Annotated in this window: 21 protein-coding genes; 6 read left to right on the top strand and 15 right to left on the bottom strand. The window is 51.0% G+C overall.

Annotation, left to right across the window (positions count from 1 at the left end; all coding sequences use genetic code 11):
• Position 1: 1 nt before the first annotated feature.
• The 4 genes from AC8GE9_RS02210 to AC8GE9_RS02225 form a co-directional block, all read right to left on the bottom strand.
• Positions 2–928, bottom strand: coding sequence for a Bug family tripartite tricarboxylate transporter substrate binding protein (locus AC8GE9_RS02210; protein ID WP_506675473.1), 927 nt, complete (start codon positions 926–928; stop codon positions 2–4).
• Between the two features lie 97 nt (positions 929–1,025).
• Positions 1,026–1,541 carry a hypothetical protein gene (locus tag AC8GE9_RS02215; protein ID WP_506675474.1) on the bottom strand — a complete coding sequence of 172 codons (516 nt, stop codon included), beginning with the start codon at positions 1,539–1,541 and terminating at the stop codon, positions 1,026–1,028.
• Between the two features lie 26 nt (positions 1,542–1,567).
• A complete protein-coding gene (locus AC8GE9_RS02220) occupies positions 1,568–2,563 on the bottom strand; it encodes a Bug family tripartite tricarboxylate transporter substrate binding protein (protein WP_506675475.1) in 996 nt (331 codons plus the stop codon).
• 36 nt (positions 2,564–2,599) lie between these two features.
• Positions 2,600–3,496 (bottom strand): polysaccharide deacetylase family protein, encoded by an 897-nt coding sequence (locus AC8GE9_RS02225; RefSeq protein ID WP_506675476.1) that lies wholly within the window; start codon positions 3,494–3,496, stop codon positions 2,600–2,602.
• A gap of 75 nt (positions 3,497–3,571) precedes the next feature.
• Here AC8GE9_RS02225 and AC8GE9_RS02230 point away from each other — a divergent pair, with 75 nt between their 5' ends.
• Entirely contained in the window at positions 3,572–4,468 is an 897-nt protein-coding gene (locus AC8GE9_RS02230; RefSeq protein WP_506675477.1) for an ABC transporter substrate-binding protein, read from the top strand.
• A 6-nt stretch (positions 4,469–4,474) separates the two neighbouring features.
• Here the strand turns inward: AC8GE9_RS02230 and AC8GE9_RS02235 are convergent, their stop codons facing one another.
• Positions 4,475–5,575, bottom strand: a complete 1,101-nt coding sequence (locus tag AC8GE9_RS02235; protein WP_506675478.1) for a branched-chain amino acid aminotransferase — start codon at positions 5,573–5,575, stop codon at positions 4,475–4,477.
• A gap of 92 nt (positions 5,576–5,667) precedes the next feature.
• Here AC8GE9_RS02235 and AC8GE9_RS02240 point away from each other — a divergent pair, with 92 nt between their 5' ends.
• The 3 genes from AC8GE9_RS02240 to AC8GE9_RS02250 are packed head-to-tail and all read left to right on the top strand — an operon-like array spanning position 5,668 to position 8,655.
• Positions 5,668–6,642 (top strand): Bug family tripartite tricarboxylate transporter substrate binding protein, encoded by a 975-nt coding sequence (locus tag AC8GE9_RS02240; protein WP_506675479.1) that lies wholly within the window; start codon positions 5,668–5,670, stop codon positions 6,640–6,642.
• 19 nt (positions 6,643–6,661) lie between these two features.
• Positions 6,662–7,675 (top strand): succinylglutamate desuccinylase/aspartoacylase family protein, encoded by a 1,014-nt coding sequence (locus AC8GE9_RS02245; RefSeq protein ID WP_506675480.1) that lies wholly within the window; start codon positions 6,662–6,664, stop codon positions 7,673–7,675.
• Positions 7,676–7,692: 17 nt separating this feature from the next.
• Positions 7,693–8,655, top strand: a complete 963-nt coding sequence (locus tag AC8GE9_RS02250; protein WP_506675481.1) for a Bug family tripartite tricarboxylate transporter substrate binding protein — start codon at positions 7,693–7,695, stop codon at positions 8,653–8,655.
• 33 nt (positions 8,656–8,688) lie between these two features.
• Here the strand turns inward: AC8GE9_RS02250 and AC8GE9_RS02255 are convergent, their stop codons facing one another.
• The 9 genes from AC8GE9_RS02255 to AC8GE9_RS02295 form a co-directional block, all read right to left on the bottom strand.
• Positions 8,689–9,612 (bottom strand): Bug family tripartite tricarboxylate transporter substrate binding protein, encoded by a 924-nt coding sequence (locus tag AC8GE9_RS02255; protein WP_506675482.1) that lies wholly within the window; start codon positions 9,610–9,612, stop codon positions 8,689–8,691.
• Between the two features lie 73 nt (positions 9,613–9,685).
• Positions 9,686–10,780, bottom strand: coding sequence for an alpha/beta hydrolase (locus AC8GE9_RS02260; RefSeq protein WP_506675483.1), 1,095 nt, complete (start codon positions 10,778–10,780; stop codon positions 9,686–9,688).
• A gap of 110 nt (positions 10,781–10,890) precedes the next feature.
• Positions 10,891–11,868: a quinone oxidoreductase family protein gene (locus tag AC8GE9_RS02265; protein WP_506675484.1), complete on the bottom strand. Its 978-nt coding sequence runs from the start codon at positions 11,866–11,868 to the stop codon at positions 10,891–10,893.
• Positions 11,869–11,916: 48 nt separating this feature from the next.
• The gene (locus tag AC8GE9_RS02270; protein WP_506675485.1) at positions 11,917–12,339 is read right to left on the bottom strand and encodes a type II toxin-antitoxin system death-on-curing family toxin; all 423 of its coding nucleotides are present in this window, start codon (positions 12,337–12,339) and stop codon (positions 11,917–11,919) included.
• On the bottom strand, positions 12,339–12,566 hold the full coding sequence (locus AC8GE9_RS02275; protein ID WP_506675486.1) for an AbrB/MazE/SpoVT family DNA-binding domain-containing protein: 228 nt from the start codon (positions 12,564–12,566) through the stop codon (positions 12,339–12,341). Before AC8GE9_RS02275 ends, AC8GE9_RS02270 begins: the two co-directional genes overlap by 1 nt.
• Before the next feature lie 49 nt (positions 12,567–12,615).
• On the bottom strand, positions 12,616–13,830 hold the full coding sequence (locus AC8GE9_RS02280; protein ID WP_506675487.1) for an MFS transporter: 1,215 nt from the start codon (positions 13,828–13,830) through the stop codon (positions 12,616–12,618).
• Positions 13,831–13,854: 24 nt separating this feature from the next.
• Positions 13,855–14,790: an N-carbamoyl-D-amino-acid hydrolase gene (locus AC8GE9_RS02285; protein WP_506675488.1), complete on the bottom strand. Its 936-nt coding sequence runs from the start codon at positions 14,788–14,790 to the stop codon at positions 13,855–13,857.
• The gene (locus AC8GE9_RS02290) at positions 14,787–16,031 is read right to left on the bottom strand and encodes a Zn-dependent hydrolase (RefSeq protein WP_506675489.1); all 1,245 of its coding nucleotides are present in this window, start codon (positions 16,029–16,031) and stop codon (positions 14,787–14,789) included. Before AC8GE9_RS02290 ends, AC8GE9_RS02285 begins: the two co-directional genes overlap by 4 nt.
• A gap of 15 nt (positions 16,032–16,046) precedes the next feature.
• Positions 16,047–17,276: a diaminopropionate ammonia-lyase gene (locus tag AC8GE9_RS02295; protein ID WP_506675490.1), complete on the bottom strand. Its 1,230-nt coding sequence runs from the start codon at positions 17,274–17,276 to the stop codon at positions 16,047–16,049.
• A gap of 196 nt (positions 17,277–17,472) precedes the next feature.
• Between AC8GE9_RS02295 and argE the strand changes: the two genes are divergently transcribed.
• A complete protein-coding gene (gene argE, locus AC8GE9_RS02300; RefSeq protein ID WP_506675491.1) occupies positions 17,473–18,654 on the top strand; it encodes an acetylornithine deacetylase in 1,182 nt (393 codons plus the stop codon).
• 62 nt (positions 18,655–18,716) lie between these two features.
• Here the strand turns inward: argE and AC8GE9_RS02305 are convergent, their stop codons facing one another.
• Complete coding sequence (locus tag AC8GE9_RS02305) at positions 18,717–20,153, bottom strand: N-acyl-D-amino-acid deacylase family protein (RefSeq protein ID WP_506675492.1); 1,437 nt, start codon at positions 20,151–20,153, stop codon at positions 18,717–18,719.
• A gap of 182 nt (positions 20,154–20,335) precedes the next feature.
• Here AC8GE9_RS02305 and AC8GE9_RS02310 point away from each other — a divergent pair, with 182 nt between their 5' ends.
• A complete protein-coding gene (locus AC8GE9_RS02310) occupies positions 20,336–21,937 on the top strand; it encodes an ABC transporter substrate-binding protein (RefSeq protein ID WP_506675493.1) in 1,602 nt (533 codons plus the stop codon).
• The last annotated feature ends 110 nt before the right edge of the window (positions 21,938–22,047 follow it).

Consider the following 22,047-nt stretch of genomic DNA (forward strand, 5'->3'; position numbering starts at 1 on the left):
ATTAATTAGCGCTAAATTTCATGTCTTTTAAAATCGTGCTCCATTTGTTTGACTCACCCTCGATAAACTTAGCGAAGTCTTGAGGTGAAGAGGGCCTTGGGTCCATGCCCAAGGCTATCAGACGTCCCCTGAATTCTGGATCCTTTAGGGTGGTCATCAAGGCATCGCTGAGTTTCTTTTGTATGTCGGGGGGTAGGTTTGCAGGTGCAACAAGGCCATACCAGGTTGACATGTCGTAATTTGGTAAACCTGCTTCGGCAATCGTCGGGATATTAGGTGCAGCGTTAGAACGCGTGCTGGTGGTGACGCCAAGCGCTCTGAGTTGTCCTTGCTCGATCAGCGGGATGGCCGTTGGCAGATTAGGGTAAGCCAAATCAACGGTGCCAGACATCAGGTGTGGCATTAAAGCACCTGCTCCTTTATAAGGAATATGCACCATGTCTATACCGGAGAGTTGTTTAAAAAGCTCTCCAGAGAGATGCAGCGATGAACCAACCCCTGACGATGCAAAGTTGATTTTTCCGGGATTAGCTTTTCCATAATCGATCAAATCTTGGAGTGTTTTAAATTTCGAGTTAGCGGGAACCACCAATACATTCGGACCTGCTAACACTTGTCCAATCGGTGTGAAATCTTTGACTGGATCGTATTTCGCGTCTTTGTAAATCAGAGGATTCGTCACATGTCCGATGGACGTGTAGAACAGCGTATAGCCGTCCGGAGCAGAACGACGAACGAAGTCCGTGGCCAAGTTCGCATTTGCGCCAGGCTTGTTTTCTACGATGACGGATTGGCCGAGGATCTTACTGAAAGAGTTCGCGATTTGCCGACCGACCGAATCAGTGCTCCCGCCTGGGGTGAAACCAACAATAATCTTTATAGGTTTATTCGGGTAGGTGCTCGACTGCGCGACTGAGGTGAGAGGCATACACGTTGCCATCGCAAGTGCGGTAAGAATTGGTATTTGTTTGAAAAGGTGTTTCAACTTTTTGTCTCCGATTTAAAACGAATATTCAATGATCTTTTTATCTTGTTTTAGCACGGCAAGCAGCCTGCATGTCCGGGTCTCGAATAAAGCCGCATTGGCCTCTGCCGCCGCCCGTTTCTGCGCGACACATCGCCTGAAGGTCATCGTTGCGGATAAAGCCGCACTGGCCTTGCCCTCCACCTGTCGTGGCCCGACAGTAAGCCTGTCTATCAGGATCCTGAATAAACCCGCATTGTCCCGAGGCGCCACTTGATGACGAACTACTGCGTTGTTGTGTACTGGCGCGACAGGCAGCTTGCATATCGGGATTTCTAATAAAGCCGCATTGTCCGGAGCCGCCACCTGTTTCTGCGCGACAGCGGGCTTGAAGGTCATTATCGCGAATAAAGCCGCATTGCCCAGAACCACCACCGTTGATGGCGCGGCAATAGGCTTGCTGATCGGGATTTTGAATAAAACCGCAATTGCCCGATTGGGCTTGCGCAGTTGGAAAAATAAAAAATGCCAGCAACCAGACGGAACACAGAATGAGGAAGGGGAATTTGATTTTCATATTTAGTGTTCGGTCTGTAGACTTGGTTATTGCGCTGTTGAGATACCAGCGTTTTTGATCACTACACCCCAGCGATCATATTCATTTTTGACATAGGTTTGCGTGTCAGTCGGACTTCCGAACACTAAGTTTGCGCCACCATTTTCAAGTCTTTTCTGAGCATCGGTGCCGTTTAAGCCTTTGGTCAACGCTTGGCTTAAACGGTCAATGACAGCCTGCGGCGTTTTGGCTGGCACCATGGGCATATACCAAAGTGAAGAAATCATTTTTGGGTAGCCAAGTTCTGCGAATGTAGGTAGGTCGGGTGCCAACGCGTTACGCTTTGGGCTGACCGCAGCGATCGCGCGAAGCTTGCCACTCTTGATATGCGGCATCATTGAAGGAAAACCGTCGAACATGATGTCTACTTGACCACTCGCGACGTCCACGACGGCGGGAGCAGAGCCCTTATAAGGGACATGCAGCATTTTGATACCGGCTTCGGTCATGAAGAGTTCACCGGTCAAGTGCGGTGCGCTTCCTGGACCCGCCGAAGCAAAACTCATTTTGCCATTTTGTTTTTTAGCTAAGGCAATCAGTTCCTCGAGATTTTTAACGGGAAGGTTGGCATTGACAGCAAGCACCAGCGGAAACTCAGCCACGACACCTAATGACATAAAGTCTTTAAAAGGATCGTAGGGTGTTTTGGTATAGAAATGAGGTCCGATGCCATGGGTTGAAATGGCGCCCTGCAGCAAGGTGTAGCCATCTGCGGGTGCTTTGGCGACATAGGCGGTCGCGATTGTGCCGCTTGCGCCAGCCTTGTTTTCAATGACGACGGGTTGACCGATTTGCTTGGATAAGGCTTCGGCCATCACACGACCCGCAAAGTCAGCAGCGCCACCGGGAGGGACAGTCACCACATAATTGATCGGTTTGTCAGGAAAGTTGGATTGCGCATGCGCAGAAAAAGAGGCGAAAGGTACGATCGCCGCGCAAGCAATGCCTGCGACTGTCTTGAAAATTGAGCGATTGTGCATCATGAAAACCCTGTGAAATATGAACATGTGAAAAGATTACTAGACCGCGCTACCTGGGACAACCCCATCAGGCAAGCTATTGATGTGCTCATAGATATCGCCAGGGCGAGCGAGCCAGATCTGATCACGGTGCGACAAAATATGTTGCATGACGCGACGAAACTGTCTGAGGCGATAAGGCTGGCCCAAGATAAAGCTATGCAGAACGACGCTCATGACTAGGGGCCGTTTGGTCGATTCTTCGAGCATTTCATCAAACTGATCAATCAAATTATCGCAAAATGTTTGTGCGGGTGTGCGCCTAGAGATACATTCGATCGAATCATTCAGATCATGCGAATAGGGGATCGCTAAGATACGACCATGCTTGGTGCGAAACCAGACAGGCTGATCATCGAGCGGCCAGTCCATCATGTATTTAAAGCCTTGCTCCTTTAGTAAATCTGGTGAATCGTAGGTTTGGGAAATATAAGGTGCAAGCCAACCTTTGGGTGAAACGCCCTCATATTTTAGGATCGTTTGAGCCGCTTCGCGGATACAGGCGCGTTCTTGCTCCACGTTCATGTCGACTTGTCGTTCCGCATTCGTACGACCGTGACCCACAATTTCATCGCCACGCTTGCTAAAGGCCTCGATCATCTTCGGGCAATAGTCGTAGAGCTCAGTGTTGACCAACAATGCATAAGGAAAGTTAAGATCGTTGGCGAGTTCTAGGAGGCGCCAGGCTCCCACTCTGTTGCCGTAATCACGCCAAGCAAAGCTACGCGAGTTGGGTTGTGGATGGGGGACGGCATAATCATTACCAAGACCTTCGCCAAAGGCAAAATGCTCGACATTTAAACTAAAGTGAATGGCGAGTCGTTTGCCGCCTGGCCAGCTATAGTCAGGCCTGTCCGTGATCGCGGAGTATTCGTAACGATTATGAGATTTCAACATCTGAGCAAGTCTCCCAAGAACACTAAAAAGTGATGTAATCCGATTGATAATATCCTCAAATCTTACGGAATATCCATGAAAATCAAATTAGCTGAAAATTTCAGGGCTGTTTTTTATGCCCCTTTTTATGCAACGTATGCTTTGGGGCTCTTTAAGCAGGAAGGTATAGAAATCGAGTTGATCGACTCTCCGTCACCGGGAAGCGGGATCGCAGACATGCTCGCAGGCAACATCGATGTGGTGTGGGGCGGTCCGTTACGGGTCATCAAGCAGCGTGATCAAGAGCCCGATTCAGAAAATGCTCTTCTTGCTTTTTGCGAGGTTGTCGGCAAGGACCCATTCTTTATCGTTGGTCGTCAGGGGGCGTCGGCATTTCGACTGAGTGATCTCGTGGGTAAAAAAATTGGAGTCGTGACTGAGGTTCCAACACCTTGGCTGTGCTTACAGCAGGACTTGCGCGATGAGGGTATTTCAATCGGTGCTCTCATTGTGAACGAGAAAAATTCGATGGGTCAAAATCTTGAAGCCCTTAAAGCGGGCGAGCTTGATTACGCACAATTTTTTGAGCCGTTTGTTTCTCAGACAATTGCGTCGGGAGCTGGTCAAGTGCTGCATGCGGCCAACAGTCGTGGGCCGACTGCGTATACGACTTTTATTTCGACACGAAAAATCATTGCTCAAAAGCAGCAAGCCTTTGAAGCGATGATTCGTGCCATTGAAAAGATGGGGCCTTGGGTCGCCGCGCATAGCGGGCAAGAACTCGCGGCGCTGATCGCACCTTTTTATCCCCATGTCGCACAAGAGATTTTGATTCAGGCGATGGATCGTTATAAAAAAGCGGGACTTTGGTTTTGCAAGAAAACCGTCACGCGGGTAGGTTTTGATCGCCTCAAACTCAGCATGAGAAATGGTGGCTTTATTTCAAGCGATCCTGCCTATGAACATTGCATTGCAGCATTTTCTCAAGAATAGTGTGGTCTAAGCGAGCCTGACCATCCATTTGTTTAGGTCGGGCGCCAATCCATACTGGATGTCGGTGAGTTGTTTGCGCAGACTCAAGGTCACGGGGCCTGCAGCCTGACTTTCGTTGCCATAGGCGAAGTGTTCGCATTTCAACACGCTGATCGGAAAAATAAGCGCGGCAGTACCGCAAGCGAAGATTTCTGTGATCTGTCCTGACGCGAGTCCATCGCGCACTTCGTTAATGCTGATCGGACGTTCTTCGACGAGACGGCCGGCTGATCTTGCGAGTTCAATCACGCTTGCCCTGGTCACGCCAGGCAAGATGCTGTCGGAAAGCGCAGGGGTCACAAGCGTCCCGTTCTTTTGCACGACAAAGATGTTCATGCCACCGAGCTCCTCGAGGTATTCGCCGTGCTCGGAGTCCAGAAAAAGAACCTGAGGACAGCCATTGCGGCGTGCTTCGTTCAAAGGAGCCAGTGAGCCAGCATAATTGCCGGCACATTTTGCATAGCCCGTACCGCCTCTTGCTGCACGAGTCCGCTGCGTAGAGACCCAAATCGGTACTGGAGTGACACCTGTGGAGAAGTAAGGACCTGCGGGGCTACCGATGACGTAATACGCGACTTTGTCCGCGCCCCTCACGCCGAGAAAACTTTCGTTGGCGATCATGAAGGGACGCAAGTAAAGGCTACTTTCAGGTGTACTTGGGACCCAGTCATGATCGAGTTGTACGAGTTCTTTTAAGGACTGAACAAACAATTCAAGCGGTAGTTCTGGTAGTCCCAGTCGCTCGGCACTATTGATAAATCGTTGGGCATTGACCTCGGGCCTGAAGGTACAGATCGAGCCGTCAGGGTGGCGGTAGGCTTTTAAGCCCTCGAAGACGGCTTGGGCATAATGCAAAACGAGCGAGGCGGGGTCTAGCGTCAGAGGGGCATAGGGAATCACCCTTTGGTCATACCACCCTTGGTGCGTATCCCAATCAATTGCCACCATGTGATCCGAATAGTATTTACCAAATCCCGGATTATTTAAAATCGATTGGCGTGTAATATTGGGAGAAGGCGATTTGGCGCGGGTTTGAATAAACTGTGTGTTAACAAAAGTCTTGTTCATGTTGAAAGACATTTTCCAAAATAAAAAATTAAACGATTATTGGAGGACATATGATTAGATGTCAAACAAATTTAAGATACTCCCAGACTTTAATGGCTTCATTGCTATTGGTAGCATTAAATTTTTTAGCTGTGCCAACAGCAAATGCTCAATCGAGCGATACAAATCAATGGCCACGAAAAGCTGTAAAACTCATTGTGCCCTATCCAACAGGCGGGATTAGCGATAACGTTGCCCGTTTAGTTGCGGAGCGGTTAACCAAGGTACTGGGACAACCGGTACTTGTAGAAAATAGAGCTGGTGCTGGAGGGACTCTTGGAACCGCTGCCGTCCTCCAGTCGCCTGCTGACGGCTATACGATAGGACTTGCAGGTGCCAGCGCAATGACGCTCGGCCCTCATGTGATGAAGGTGTCGTATGATCCGATTAAAGACGTGGCACCTATCGGAACTGCCATGTACTCTCCAATATATCTTGTCGCAACACCGAAGTTCGCAGGTAAATCATTTGCTGAGATCATTACTGCATCAAAGGCTAAGCCTGGTTCTGTTTCCGTAGCAACTAACGGCTACGGTACCGTGGGACACATTATGCTTGAGCAATTGCGTAAAAAAGCAGGGGTGGATATTACTCATGTTCCCTACAAAGGTGGTGGACAGGTTGTCACCGACGCTGTAGGTGGGCAATTTGATCTGATGTTTTCAAATCCTTTCGGTAGCCTAAACGGTTTGATTTCGGAAGGGAAGTTGAGAGTCGTTGCGGTAGGAGCCCCTACGCGTGTTGACAGCTTTCCAGATATCCCAACTTTAGCTGAACTGGGTTACCCAGAGGCAAATCAAACATCATTTTTCGGTTTCTTTGCTCCGGCTGGAACCCCGACAAGTGTGATTGCGCGCTTGAATTCAGAGCTAAACAAAATTTTAGCTGAGCCCGAAATAAAAGAAAGAATTCGCGCAGGTCAGAATTTAGTAGTGACTGGAACGCCTGAAGATTTTACTAAGATGATTCAGAAAGAATATGCTTCAAATGCCGCGATCATTAAAGAAGCAAAAATAAAATCTGAGTAAATATTCAATAGGGATTGTTATGTCTAAGCCCACAAGTCGCATAAGTTCGGAAATTTCATTTGATCAAAATGGTAAGCAGCTTGGATTTTTGCGATTGCCTCATTCAGTGCATCGTTCGGCCTACGGTTGGATTCCCATTCCAATTGCTTGCATAAAAAATGGCGCTGGTCCTACTGTTTTGCTCATGGCCGGTAATCACGGCGATGAGTATGAAGGACAAATCGGACTCAGTGCTTTGATTCGTATGATTGATGTCAGTGATGTGCAAGGCCGCATCATTTTTTTGCCTTCTGCAAATTTTCCTGCGGCGATGGCTGGTACCCGAACATCGCCTATTGACGAAGGTAATTTAAATCGTCTATTTCCTGGAAATGTTAATGGTTCAGTAACGGAACAAATGGCATGGTACATAGAGCATGTCTTGCTTGAAATGTCTGATTATGTCTTTGATTTGCACTCTGGTGGAAGCTCGCTCATGTACATACCTAGTGCAGGATGTAGACGTAGCGAAGATCCAAAAAAAATGAATGACGCACTCGAGATGATGCGTCTGTTTGGTGCGCCTGCTGCTTATGTTTTAGATTCTCAGTCTAGTGACTCATGTACTCTCGCTGCCGCTGCGGCAAGACAAGGGGTGATCCACTATGGTGCGGAACTTGGAGGCGGTGGTACCCTAACTCCGTCGGCGTTACGAGTGGTGATTGATGGCATGCGGAGAGCTCTTAAGCATCTCGGTATCTTGAAAGACTCTGTGAATATTTCTGAGCCTAATCCTACTCAGATTTTGCAAGTTCGAGGGCCTGATTATTTTGTGTATGCCCCTGATTCAGGATTATTTGAACCGACTGTTGAACTAGGTGAGACCGTTGAGGCGGGACAACTTGCAGGTTTGATTCATTTTCACGATACTCCATGGCGTGAGCCGATCCAAGCCTTTTTTAAACGCTCTGGTATCGTTTTATGCAAGCGAATGATGTGCCTGACAGAGCGTGGAGATTGTTTATTCCATTTGGGCGCTCCCTTCGAATCCTAAACTTTAAAGAGATGCTCATGAAACACCTTTTAATTTCTATTCTTGCGGCACTTTCGGCTTTGACTTCCGTGTCCTTTGCGCAAGGCTATCCTAACCGTCCTATTAAATTGATTGTTCCTTTTCCTGCGGCTGGAGGAACAGACAACGTGGCACGGGTTTTTGTTCAGGAAGTTTCTCAGCAACTTGGTCAGCCGATTGTGATTGAAAACCGTTCGGGTGCCGCCGGCATGATTGGTGCTGACCTGGCCTCAAAAGCTGAGCCGGACGGCTATACGCTGTTGATGACGACAAATAGTACGCATGTCATCGGACCCTTGCTCAATCCTAAGACGCCTTATTCACCCGTGAAGAGCTTCACCCCAATTATTTATCTCGTGCAATCGCCATCCATCATGGTTGTGCCGTTGACATCCAAGGCAAAAACAGTCTCGGAGTTCATCGCAATAGCCAAGGCCAATCCAGGCAAGCTGAACTTTGGTTCTGCGGGCATTGGCGGTATTCCTCATTTGTCCGGTGAGCGTTTCCAGGCATTGTCTGGTACGAAAATGACGCATGTTCCTTACAAAGGAACCGCCTTGGCGATGCCTGACTTGATGGCTGGTCGTCTTGACGTTCTTTTCGATAGCTTCTCAGCAGGCTATCCACACGTGCGTGACGGTAAGGTACGCGCCTTGGGCGTTTCGTCAGCGGAGCGTTCACCACTCGTTCCCGATCTGCCTGCGATTTCAGAGCAGCTGCCAGGGTTTGTATCCCTGACATGGTTTGGCGTGCTCGGACCTGCAGGATTGCCCGCGCCGATCGTTGATAAGCTCAATGCAGCTTTTAACGCCGCGGTCAAGAATCCTAAGATCCGCGATCAACTTGCAGGGATGGGCATTGACGCAATAGGCGGTACGCCAGCCGATTTTGTGAAACTTATGGCTGAAGATACCGCGGCCTGGGCCAAAGTGATTGCTGATGCAAAGATAGTATTGGAGTAAGGTTGCGTTAAAAAACTGTCACAATTTCCGATGTTATTGAGCGATCTTTATATTTCCTTTCTTAATAACATCGGCCCATTTTTGTGTTTCAGCAGCCACAAACGCGGACCACTCAGGAAAAGCGCGCAGGTCAGGTGTTGAGCCTCGCTGAACAAGCACGTTTTGCATCGCAGGCTCTTTCATAATTGCATGCACATCATCCGAAACTTTTTTGACGATCGCGGGTGGAGTACCTGCAGGCATGAAGAGTCCGGCCCAGCCCACACCAACAAAACCAGGATAACCTTGCTCGGCAATTGTCGGGACGTCAGGAAGTTGCGGCGCACGCTCGCTTGATAAGGAAGCGATGGCCTTGAGCTTACCTGATTGGATATGTGGAAGTGACGATGCCATCGTATCGACCGCTAACATGATGTGACCGCCAATTAAATCGTTCATGGCTGGGCCACTTCCTTTGTAGGCTACGCCATTAATGTCTATTTGCGCACGCTGCTTAAAAAGCTCTGCTGCGAGTTCAAGCGCGTTGGCGCCATAGCCCCATGTCAGCTTACCCGGGGCTTGTTTCGCAGCATCGACGAGCTCTTTAAGATTGTTATAAGGCGCCGCAGGGTTAGCTAAGATCAGCCATGGTTGAGTAAAAACTCCTCCAACTGGCACAAAATCCCGTTTCATGTTGTAGGGGAGTTTTGGATAGAGTGCCTCGTTGACGGCTGTAGTGGTGCTGCTTGCAAAGGTAATGGTGTAACCATCCGGCGCAGCATCTTTTCCTGCAGTCATGCCGGGGATACTGGCGCCACCGCCTCGATTATCAACAAATACTGGTTGTCCCCATTTTTGGGTGAGTCGTTCAGCGAGTAATCGCGCAATAATGTCTGTTGCTTGACCTGCAGGGAAGGGGACGATCAGTCGAACAGTCTTTGTTGGATAGTTGGTGGTGGTTTGTGCAGCCGCAGTCAAGGAAGCTCCGGCTAAAACCAATCCTAAACTCAAGCTAAGTGAAATTTTCCGTAAGCAGATTGTCATTTTTTCCTCACTTTGAAGAACGGCTGTCTTTGTAAAAACGATCTACTTCATTGAACAAACTGAAGCGTTCGATTTCGTTCATGATTCCATGCGTGCCTTCCCCTAAAATCACGAGTTTTTTATTCTTTGATTTTGTGAGCAGAGGAAACAGAGTTTGTGCCATGTAAGGTGGCGTGTCTGCATCCCATTCGGCAAGAATAAGTAAGGTTGGGACAGTGATGCGTTCAGGATCGTATACGGCCTTTCCAGCACTCCAGAATAAACGACTATCTTGAACGCTTCCGTTAGGCGCTCTCACAAATTTCGGATTAGCATTTTTGCCAACCGGATCACTTTCAAATGTTTCTTTTGCCCACGCTTCAAACCATGCTTGTGGCTGAGGATTTTGACCAGGCTTGAGTCCTGTCGCTTTACGTTTGCGGGCGGCATCGATGGTGACTGTGCGGTAAGCACCTAAAGCACCTCCTGAATCCGTCAATGAAGCTGTTTTGCGAATCCACACTGGTGCAAAGAGAACTAATCGTTCAACTTTGTCGGCATGACGAGTCGTATAAAGGGCTGTGATGACTGTTCCCCATGAGTGACCGATGACATTGAGTTTCTCGATTGAGCGCCGATTGCGAATCCAATCTGCTGCCGCGGCGTAATCCCGCGCGGCTGTATCTGAGTCTGCAAAAGGTTTATTTTGCGAGGCAGGCAGATCCATGATCGCTGGGCGGGTGGACTTACCATAGCCGCGGATATCGACCATGTATACGTCATACCCTTGCTGGGCCATCACATCCATCCAAGATAGACCATCAAGACGAAGATCGAAGCCAGTTTCAGAAGGGTAGGTTGCGCCATGAACGAAGAGTACGACGTTATCTTTGTTGAATTGTGTCGTGGATTTCAATCGTTTATTGCGGACGTATAGATTGATGCCAGGATCCCCGCTCGGGACCATAAATTCTTCAGTGATGATTTGTTCGTTTGCTGCGACAGAGATTTTCGGACCGTAGGATCCTTCGTGTGTCGCACAGCCAGAAATGATGAGAAGTGCTAAGCCACACAGAGTGCCGGCCAAAAATCGAGGAATTTGATAGATAAATTGAAAATGCATGATGTCTCCAACTTGGATATGTTGCCCCTCGGTCTAATGCCGATGGTGTCACGCTCGTTGTAAGCCTTTACTGCACTTAAGTCAACGAGCGTGGAGACTTTTATCGAGCATTAAACAGGCATGCGAAGCACGATTTTGCCAACATGCTTGTTTGTTTCCATCATTTCTTTGGCTTGCTCAAGCTGTTCAAAGGCAAACACTTGATCGATGAGTGGCTTGATACGGCCGTCTGCAATAGCAGGAATGACTTCAGCTTTAAATTCAGGCAGAAACTCCGCGCGCTGAGTCGCTGAGCGAAGTTTGTTTGACACACCAAACAGTCTTAAACGTTTGGAATGGAGCGCAAGCAAATCAAGCTCGGCAGAGAGCACGCCATCGACATAGCCCACCATGGCGAAACGACCCTCAAAGGCCATGCAGCGAATGCTCTCGGCAAAGACTGAGCCACCGACTGTGTCGATGACAAGATTCGCTCCTTTGCCGTCGGTGACCTTCATGACGGTTTCTTCGAAACCCGAGCCGCGCAGACAGAGGGGTACATCCAGACCAAACTCTTTGAGTCGTGCGAGTTTTTCTGGTGAGCCTGAGGTGCCGATCACCTTGGCACCCATGGCCTTGGCAGTTTGCAACGCGGCGACACCGACACCCGAGGACACACCGTGAATCAGGAGCCATTCGTTGGGCTGCAGTTTGCCTTGTAGAGACACCATATCGTGAACGACGAGAAACGTCAGTGGAACGCTTGCGGCTTGTTCAAAACTAAGTGTCGCAGGGACGTGCATGGCTTCGACCGAATCCATGAGGGCATACTCAGCAAAGGCGCCGCGGCATCGGCCCATGACCTGATCACCTACTTTGAGGTTTTTGACCTCAGAGCCGAGCGCCTCGATGACGCCAGCGCCTTCCATGCCGATGGCACTTGCTTGACCACCTTTGTGCAGGCCATGACCGATGACGAACTCGCCGCGATTCAGGCTGGCTGCGTGTAGACGTACGAGCACCTGTGTTGGGGCCGGTGTGGGGCGCTCAATGTCACGCATCTCGAGCACAGTCTTGTTACCAACGGTTTGCATCCAATATGACTTCATTTTTGTGACCTTAATTGTTTTAATTGAACAGAAGCATACAACTACATTTCATCCATTTGGTTCATGGAGAACGAACTTGTTTATGTGTGTGACTACGCTCTCTAACCAATGCCATAGACTTTCCTCAGAAAGGCTGCCGTCGGCGAGTGCGTTAAATACATCGTACAGTTTCTCTTGCGATGCATGAACAACGCAACCATTGAGCTTCAAAAACAGCATGCAGACAACAAAAGCGGTTCGTTTGTTACCGTCAACGAAGGGGTGGTTTCGAGCAATGCCAAATGCATAAGCCGCCGCGAATCGAGATAAGCGCATCTCGTCACTTGAGTAAAAGAATAGGTTTTGCGGACGCGCTAAAGCCGAATCCAACAGTCCCAGGTCTCTGATTCCCTCAGAACCACCGTGTTCGGCTAATTGTCTTTTATGTATGGCTTGAACGACCTCAGGCAAAATCCAAATTGGGGCGATCATTATTTAGCGAGCTTTCTCAATACATCGCGGTTGTCGCGCATGATTTGCTCGGCCATATCCATCTGCGTGGCAAAATCCGGACGATAGGAGGTCAGCTCAATACCTGTGGGCGTTTCAACGACGTATAAGCTATCGCCTTTTTCTACCCTTAATTTATTGAGTATTTCTTTGGGTAGGATGACTCCAACGGAATTGCCAATATTGGTCAGTTTGAGGGTGTTTGCCATCATCATTCCTTTGCAAGCAGAAATTATAACAAATGTTATAACCCTTAAGCTACTGCAACTTCCTTAACGTGGGCACTTTCACAATAATAAGCAGCATCAGCGCAGCGGCGCAGATACCGTAGGCACCGAGTGCAATCTGGACGCCGAAGCTTTCAGCGACCGCACCTGCAAACAAATTACCAAAGGGGAGGCTAATGACGACACCTGTTCTTAGCCCCATGACGCGACCGCGCATCTCCGGAGCGGTGTTGCTCAAAATTAGAGTTGCGATCAACGTCCAGGTGATGGCTTGGGCGAGACCCGCAAAAAAGACAATGCCAAGCGACAGGTAGTAGGAATCTGAGAGTGAAAACATAAACAGCGTGGCGGGCCAGAGTAAGCCACCCACCACGACAAACAAGCCTCGGCGTTTAAAGTTGCCCAGTGAGACGACCAATAAGCCCGCCGTTAAGGCACCGAGCCCAGCGGTGGCAGTGAGCATGCCATAGCCGGTGGGGCCTACATCCAAGACGTAGCGTGAAAAGAGCGGTAAAAACGAATAGCGATAGGGTGCGACAAAAAAGTTGAGTATGAACGCAATCAGCAGCAGCACAAAGACAGTTTGATGGCTCCAGGCGTAATGAAACCCAGCGACCAGACTTTTGAGAGGAGGTTCGTGTTTGCGGGGCGGTGCTTGCTCGATCGGATATTTGGCATTTTTAAGACGTAGCAGCGCACCGAGATCAAAGAGATAGATCAGAGCGATCAGGGCATAGGCACCGCTCATCCCAAAAGCGGGGATGAGTAGACCCCCAAAGGCGGGGCCGATCACCACGGTCATTTCAGTGGCGACGGCATTCATCGCCACGGCGTTTGTGAGATCATCTTTGCCGACAAGATCGGGGGTAAAAGCTTGGCGTGTCGGATGGTCGAGTGCCCACGTGAGACTGCTGATCAGTGACAGAATAATGAGATGACCGATCTTTAAAGTATCGGTCAGTAAGAGCACAAGCATGGTGAACGTCACGCAACTGCTGATGAGCGAGGCCATGATCAAGAGCTTGCGTCGATCCATACGGTCGGCCAGCACGCCCATCATGGGGGCGAGCAGATAGCCCGCCATCTTGCAGCCTGTGACGATACCGACCATCAAGGCAGAGTCCGTCAACACAAGCGTGAGCCAACCCACGACGACAAGATCGGCCCAACGTGCTGTCGAAGACAGCAACGTCGCGATCCAGAGCATCCGAAAATTGCGATGGCGCAGGGCGCCAGTGTTGAACATTAAAAAATTTAACCTTGTGTTTCTTTACACTTCAATGATCGCGCCTTTGCGTTCAACGATCATGCCGTACGCGTGAGGTTCTCTGTGCTTGGCAAAATTAAACACCGAGTTTTTATACGACAAAGTCAGGTCTAGATCGCAGCGGGCAATCGCCAACTCGTCACCCAGCGTGCTGCAGGCACCGACAATCTCGCCAGAGGGGGCGACGATGATGGAGTTACAGATTTGATCCACCCCCTCTTCGCAGCCGCCTTTGCCCACACCAATAATCCATGAGGCGTTTTGATAGGCGCCCGCCTGCATCACAAGCTCATTGTGAAAATGCGAGAGGTTGTCGTGTTCCGGGGCAGGAGGATTATGGACAGGTGTGTTGTAGCCGATCAAAATTATCTCGACACCTTGCAGACCCATCACGCGGTATGTTTCGGGCCAGCGGCGATCGTTGCAGATCGCCATACCAATAATGCCGCCAAAAGCGCGAAATACTGGAAAGCCGAGATTGCCTGTTTCGAAATAGCGTTTTTCGAGGTGTTGAAACTGTCGCCAGGGTTCGTGTTCGGCGTGACCAGGCAAATGGATTTTGCGGTATTTGCCGACGATGCTGCCCGTTTGGTCGACCAGGATCGAAGTATTGAAACGTCTTGTGCGACCATCCTCCACGGTGAGTTCCGCATAGCCGAGATAAAAGCCGACCTTAAGTTTGCGCGCGACATCGAACAGAGCCTGTGTTTCGGGACCGGGCATCTGCGCTTCAAAGAACGCATCAAGCTCGGCTTGCGATTCCATATACCAGCGCGGGAAAAATGTCGTCAGTGCGAGTTCTGGAAACACCACGAGATCGCAGCCGTGGTGCGCACCTTGTTCGAGCAGGGTGATTAGGCGCGCGACGACGTCTTTGCGTGAGTGGGCGCGTTGGATGGGGCCGAGTTGAGCAGCGCCTACGGTGATGATACGGGTCATGGGGTGGACTCCTGAGTGGCAAGTTCGGTCAGTGTGGCGAGCAGGACATTGGCGCCAGCGATGAGATCGTTAGGTTCGGTATGCTCGGCGGGGTTGTGGCTGATGCCGCCAACGCTTGGCACAAAAATCATAGAGGTTGGACAAATACGCGCCATCATTTGCGCATCGTGTCCAGCGCCTGAGGTCATCCGTTGATGCGAGAGCCCTAGGGCCTGTGCGTGATGTGCAATTCGGTCGGTCAGTGCTGCATCAAAGACAACTGGTTCAAAACGTGCGAGGCGTCTCGAGGTGATGGTGACGCCCTCAGACTCAGAGAGTGACTTCAGGAAGTCCTTGAATGCTTGTTCGGCTTGTTGCAACAACAGCTCATCGGTATTGCGTAAATCAACGGTGATGGTGGCACGCGCGGCGATCACGTTGATGAGGTTGGGGGTGAGCACGACATGACCGACGGTACCGACCTGATTGCCGCCCATCTTGCGTGTGAGCTCACGCACAAAGGTGGACACGGCACTTGCGGCGTAGCCTGCATCATGGCGCAGACGCATGGGTGTGGTGCCAGCATGGTTGGACTGACCGACGATGGTGAGTTCTTGCCAGGAGATCCCTTGCAGATTTTCAACAGCGCCGATTTTGATGCCATCTGCATCAAGCAGAGGACCTTGTTCGATATGCAGCTCGACAAATGCATGAGGCTTGTGCACGCCAAGTGGCGCGGATCCTTGATAACCGATGCGTTTGAGTTCATCACCCAAGACTGCACCATCAAACGCTTTGACGGCCAAGGCTTCGTCGAGTGGCATGCCGCCCACGTAGACGAGCGAGCCCAGCATGTCGGGCGCAAAGCGCGCGCCTTCTTCGTTGGTAAAAATCCCGACGACGATGGAGCGGTCGGTATTGAGCTTGGCTTCGTTAAGCGTTGCAACGACTTCAAGTCCTGCAAGTACGCCGTAGTTACCATCGTAAGCACCACCGGTACGTACGGTATCGGTGTGAGAGCCTGTCATGATGGGTGCGAGCTCGGGACGCGTACCCGCACGCACGCCAAAAACATTACCAATGGGATCGACAGAAATTGACATGCCGAGCTCTTTCATCCAGCCTACGACGAGATCTCGTCCTGCCTTGTCTTCGTCGGTGAGAGCGAGCCGGCAACAGGCATTGGTTTCGGTGCGACCGATATCCGCAAGTGTTTGAAGTTGAGCCAATAGGCGTGGGCCATTAATTTGCAAGGTGTGCATATTGTGTGCCCGCCACTAAGCCAGTACTTCTTGCGCGGTCTTGCCGACGACTTCTTTGTAAATCGTAGGATCGGTATCGCCTTCGCTACCAATTAATAAGACGCGAGAATTGGCATTGAGCCCGAGGGTGTTCCAGAGCAAGGGATGACCTTGGGCTGCCATCAATAATCCCAGGCCTGTGCTACCTGTTTCACCCGAGACAATTTTGGGATCGTCTGCATGTGGATTGGCAAAGACGCGCATGCCTTCGAGTGCGAACTCGTCCGCGATCGTGGCATAGCAATTAATACCGTTTTTCAAAATATCCCACGCGACAGGTGAGACCTCACCACAAGCCAAGCCTGCCATGACGGTATCAAGATCGCCGGTCACTACAACAGGATGACCCACCTGACCACTTTGAAAAAAACAATCCGCACGTTCGGGTTCGATGATGACGAACTGAGGGCGTTTGGCCCCCCAGGCTTGCCAAAATGTGGCACAGACCGAGGCTGCGAGCGCGCCGACACCGGCTTGAACCAACACATGGGTGGGTGGGTTGCTATAGAGTTCGTTCACGATTTCCCGCGACATCACGCCATAACCGTGCATGACGTCGATCGGAATATCACGATAGCCTTCGTATGTCGTATCGGAGACCACAGTCCAGCCGTGCTCTGCAGCTTGTTGTGCCGCATGATGTACGGAGTCGTCGTAGTTGCCTTGTATGCGAAGGACCTCCGCACCATAAAACGCGATGGCGGCGCGACGACCTTCACTGACAGTCGCGTGAATGTAAATGACACAGCGACAGCCAAACAGCTGGGCGCCCCAGGCGACTGAGCGGCCATGATTGCCATCCGTCGCACAGGTCACGGTCATGTTGGAGATGATATCGGCATACTTGCCGGAGAGAATTTCCTCCGGGGTAGCCAGGTGACCTTCGTGTTGCGCTGCGATGTTTTTCTGAATCAGGCGAAAGACTGCGTAGGCGCCGCCGAGCGCTTTGAAGCTTTTCAAACCAAAGCGCGTGCTCTCGTCTTTGTAATAAAGGGCCGCAATGCCGAGTTTTTTTGCCAACTGAGGCAGGGCATGAAGTGCGGTACTGGCATAACCTGGCCAGCCCGAGATTTCTTTTTCAGCAGCGTCAAACCCTAAAGTATGGAGGATGGTCGCTCTGAATTGCCCATAATCGTCGTCGGCAGCGCTCGCAACGGGGTTGGTATAGAGCGCGACGCCATAACCTTGCAAAATCTGGGGATTCATAAAAAACCTGTAAAAAACCTTTAAAAGCTCGCCAATATTGTGGCATTCAATGTGTTTAGGATAGTCGATCTGACGACTTTTATTTATTGTGCAGAGCAGTATCTCGGTCATGACCCAGACAATGGTATAAAAAGCCTTATATTTTTAAGCATTGCCTCCGAACACTTTGTAGCCGATCACTCACACTGAGCCTCTTATGACCTACGCACCTACTGTCCAGAAAACCATTAGCTTGTTAGAAACCCTCGTCGGTTTCGATACGACGAGCCGCGAGTCCAACCTGGGGTTGATCGAATACGTACGCGATCATTTGCAATCACTGGGTCTGGCGGTACGACTGTCCTACGACGCTGACAAGCGCAAGGCCAACTTGTTTGCCACGTTCGGCGATCCAAAAGCACGCGGTATCGTGCTCTGCGGCCATACTGATGTGGTGCCCGTGGATGGTCAGGCATGGAATACCAACCCTTTTAAAGCCCACATCGCTGATGGCAAGATCTACGGTCGCGGCGCGGTGGACATGAAGGGCTATATTGCGGCCTCCGTCGCGATGTTGCCTGCCTTTATGAATAGTGACTTAAAACAACCCTTGCATATTGGCTTGACCTACGATGAAGAAGTCGGCTGTATCGGTGTGCAGACATTGATTAAAGATTTAGCCGCGGCGGGTATCCATCCTGCCGGTTGTTTTGTGGGCGAACCCACACGGATGCAGGTGATGACAGGACACAAGGGGATGCGTGTGACGCGTTGCCGCGTGCGTGGTCTAGAGGCGCATTCCTCGATGGCCCCGGATGCCGTGAGCGCCATCGAATATGCGGCCCGTCTAGTAGAAAAAATCCGCGGTATGGCGCTGCAGATTCAGAAAGAAGGCCCTTTTGACCCCATGTTTAAGACTCCGCACGGCACGATGCAGACTGGCGTGATCCACGGCGGTACGGCTCCCAACATCGTGGCCAAGGATTGCGAGTTCATTTTCGATTGTCGTACCTTGCCACAAGGAAACTCAGACGAGTTGATTCGTCAGGTGCAGGAGTATGCCGAAACCCTCAAAGTCGAAATGCGCAAGATTTCAGCCGAGGCGGATATTACGTTTGAGACGATTTCCAACTCAGCGCCTTTGGCAACTGATCAGGACGCGGCGATTACGTATTTAGGGACAAGCCTCGCTCGCAACAATATGCTGGGTCGTGTGTCGTTTGCCACCGATGCAGGCTGGTTAAACCGCGCCGGCATACCATGTGTGGTGATTGGTCCTGGTGACATCGATGTCGCCCACAAGCCCAACGAATTTATTGAGATCAGTCAACTCGAAGAATGTCTGGGCTTTATGGATCGTCTGCGCGAGCGCATGACACAGGAAGTTTTACTGGCCTGAGTCCCACTCTATCGCTAGGGTGATATCAATGCCCGTGTTCAGTCAGACGAACACGGGTTTTTTTATGGCGTGGCGCGACGTAACACCTGACCCGCACGAGCGCCTGTCGATGCCCCATTTCTCCAGCTTGCCACGCCGTTCACGTAGACGCGCTGGATACCGGCGGCGGGGCGCATGGGGTCTGAAAACGTTGCAAGGTCGCGGATCTCTTGTGGATCAAAAACGACGAGGTCCGCTGCGAAGCCTGGCGCGATCAGTCCGCGGTCTTTGAGGCCAAATTTCGCGGCAGGCATGCCCGTCATTTTGTAGATCGCAGTCTCTAGAGAAAAGATCTTGCGATCGCGTGAGTAGTGACCCAGCACGCGAGGAAAGGCGCCCCACAGACGGGGATGCGGGAACGTGTCATGCGGCAAGCCGTCCGAGCCGATCATGGTCTCGGGGTGTGCCATGATGCGCTCGACATCGCCTTCATCCATGGAAAAATAAATCGCGCCTGCGGGCTGTAGCGTCGCGAGAAACTCGGTGAGCTCCAGGCTCTGCTCTTTCATCAACTCATCCACATAACAACCGGCAGTTTCTGGTTTGGCTTTTGACCAGGCGATCAAGGTGCGTGCGGCTTGCTCGACGGCATCTTGGCGCAAGACGGTGGAAGAGGCGATATAGGGATAGCAATCCATGCACACGTCGCTATTTGCGAGAGCATTGTCGATGAGTGCCAGTGTTTCAGTCGAGCGGCCGTGGTTGGCGCGCCCATTGACCTTGTGATGAGAGATGACCTGACGCACACCGAGTGCATTGGCGATCGACATGGCTTCGGTCATGGCTTCGAGCACATGCTCCGCTTCGTTGCGGATGTGCGAGGCGATCAGGGCATTGGTGCCGCGTAAGGGTTCGAACACGGCCTGAATTTCCTGAGCGGTCGCGGCTTGTGCGGGGATGTAATACAACCCGGTCGAGACACCTACGACGCCTGCATCGAGCGCCTCTTGTACGAGTTGTTGCATTTTTGCGATTTCGGCATTGTTGGCCGGGCGCTCTAAGTCCTGCATGGTCACCGCGCGCAAGGTGGTGTGACCCGCTAAGGAGGCGACGTTGATCGCCGAGGGTGTTTTCTCCAGAGCTTCGAAATATTCCTTGAAAGATCCATAGCGTTGCTCGGACTCATCGGCCACCAGATTTAATGGAGGCACCGGATTGGTGCGTCCAAGTGGCGCCAAACTGATGCCACAGTTGCCGGTAATGACAGTTGTCGCTCCCTGACTGATCTTGGGTTTCATCGAGGGGTCGGCCAGCACCAAACGATCGTCGTGAGTGTGGACGTCAATAAATCCCGGTGAAATGGTGAAACCGCCCACGTCCACGGTGGTTGCGGCCTCAGTTTGGAGGTTCGGTCCGACCGCGCTGATCTTGCCGTTGCTAATGGCCACATCCGCGCGGTATCGGGGATTACCCGAACCATCAATGACGACGCCGTTTTTGAGAAGGAGATCACATTTCATAGGGATAACTTGAGTGTTGTAAGTCGCACCATTATGGTACAACTTCGGCTGTTATTCATTAAGTTCTTCGTGGAAAAACATTCTTTTTTGTTGTTCCAAATTTGGTCTAAAGCTAATTACCCACTGTGGCACGGTAATTGCTTTCATAAATATTGCACGTTCCTATTTATCTGGAGTCTTTTATGAAATTAAATCGACGTGATTTACTGAAGGGCGCAGCTGGTTTGGGTTTGGCGGCAACTGGCATGGTTGGTGCTCCCGCTTTTTCGCAATCCTCCTCCCGCATTCTGAAATTTGTTCCCCAGTCCAACTTGGCGAACTTTGACCCAATTTGGGGCACGCAGTACGTGGTGCGTAACGGCGCCCAGCTGGTTTGGGACACACTCTACGGTATGGACGACAAGCTGGTTCCTAAGCGTCAGATGATTGAGAGCGAAGAGGTCTCCAGCGATGGGTTGACCTGGACCTTCAAGTTGCGTCCCGGTATGAAGTTCCACGATGGTGAGCCCGTTCGCGCCGTCGACGCGGTCGCCAGTATCAACCGTTGGTCGCAACGCGATCCTATGGGTCTGATGATTCGCGCGGTTCAAAAAGAACTGTCCGTCGTCAACGACTCGACCTTTAAGTGGGTCCTGTCAAAACCGTATCCAAAAATGCTATTGGCACTGGGCAAGGTCGGTACGCCGATTTGCTTCATCATGCCTGAGCGCTTTGCTAAGACCGATCCTTTCAAGCAGATTGAGGATTACATCGGTTCGGGCCCAATGAAGTTCTCGCGCAAAGAGTTCAAGCCCGGCGCCTTGGCTGTGTTCGAGCGCTTTGATGGCTACAACTCACGTAAAGAGCCAGGCAACTGGATGGCTGGCGGTAAACAGATCAATTTCGACCGTATCGAATGGATCATCATGCCTGACCCTGCTACAGCGTCTGCGGCTTTGCAGAGTGGTGAAGTGGATTGGTGGGAAACACCTCTGCCAGATTTGGTACCATTGCTGCGTCGCAATCGCAATATTTCTGTTGATATCGCCGATCCGTTAGGTAACATCGGCTCGTTCCGCATGAACCATATGCATGCGCCTTTCAACAATCCAAAAGTGCGTCGCGCTGTTCAGATGGCAGTGAGCCAAGAAGATTACATGCGTGCAGTGGTGGGTTCGGACACCAAACTTTGGAAAAATTCTGCCAGCTTCTTTACTCCAGGCACAGCTCTCTATTCAGAGAACGGTGGTGACGTGCTCAAGAGTGGCCCAAAAATGGAGCTCGCGAAAAAAATGTTGGCCGAGTCAGGCTACAAAGGCGAGCCCGTGGTGTGTCTGGTTGCTCAAGACAATGCCATTACTAAAGCTCAAGGCGAAATCACAGCCGACTTGCTCAAGCGTCTGGGTATGAACGTCGACTTCGTCGCCACTGACTGGGGTACTGTGGGTCAGCGGCGCGCTTCTAAAAATGAGCCAGGCAAAGGCGGTTGGGGCATGTTCCACACTTGGCATGCTGGTGCAGATACTGCCACCATCGCCGGAAACGTCGGCGTGCGTGCGAATGGCGACAAGGCCTGGTTTGGCTGGCCGAACGTGCCTGCGGTTGAAAAGGGTATTGACGAATGGTTCGATGCATCTAATCTAGATGCTGAGAAAGCAGCTTTCGCCAAAATCAATAAGTCTGCGATGGAAGAAGTGGTCTATATTCCTACTGGCTTCTTTTATACCTATCAAGCTTGGCGCAAGAACATCACCGGCATCGTCGGTGGTCCATTGCCTTGGTTCAACGGTGTAAAGAAAACCTAACGCTGGTTTGAGTCGATGAGGTTTTAAGTTTAGGTTGCGCGCATCTTTTGGTGCGCGCAACCTTTCACCTGATCTGCTGTAGTTTCGGATTCAACCTAGTCGCACGGAAA

Origin of the sequence: Zwartia lucis, from assembly GCF_965234455.1 — a bacterium.
GTDB classification, from domain to species: Bacteria; Pseudomonadota; Gammaproteobacteria; order Burkholderiales; family Burkholderiaceae_B; genus Zwartia; species Zwartia lucis.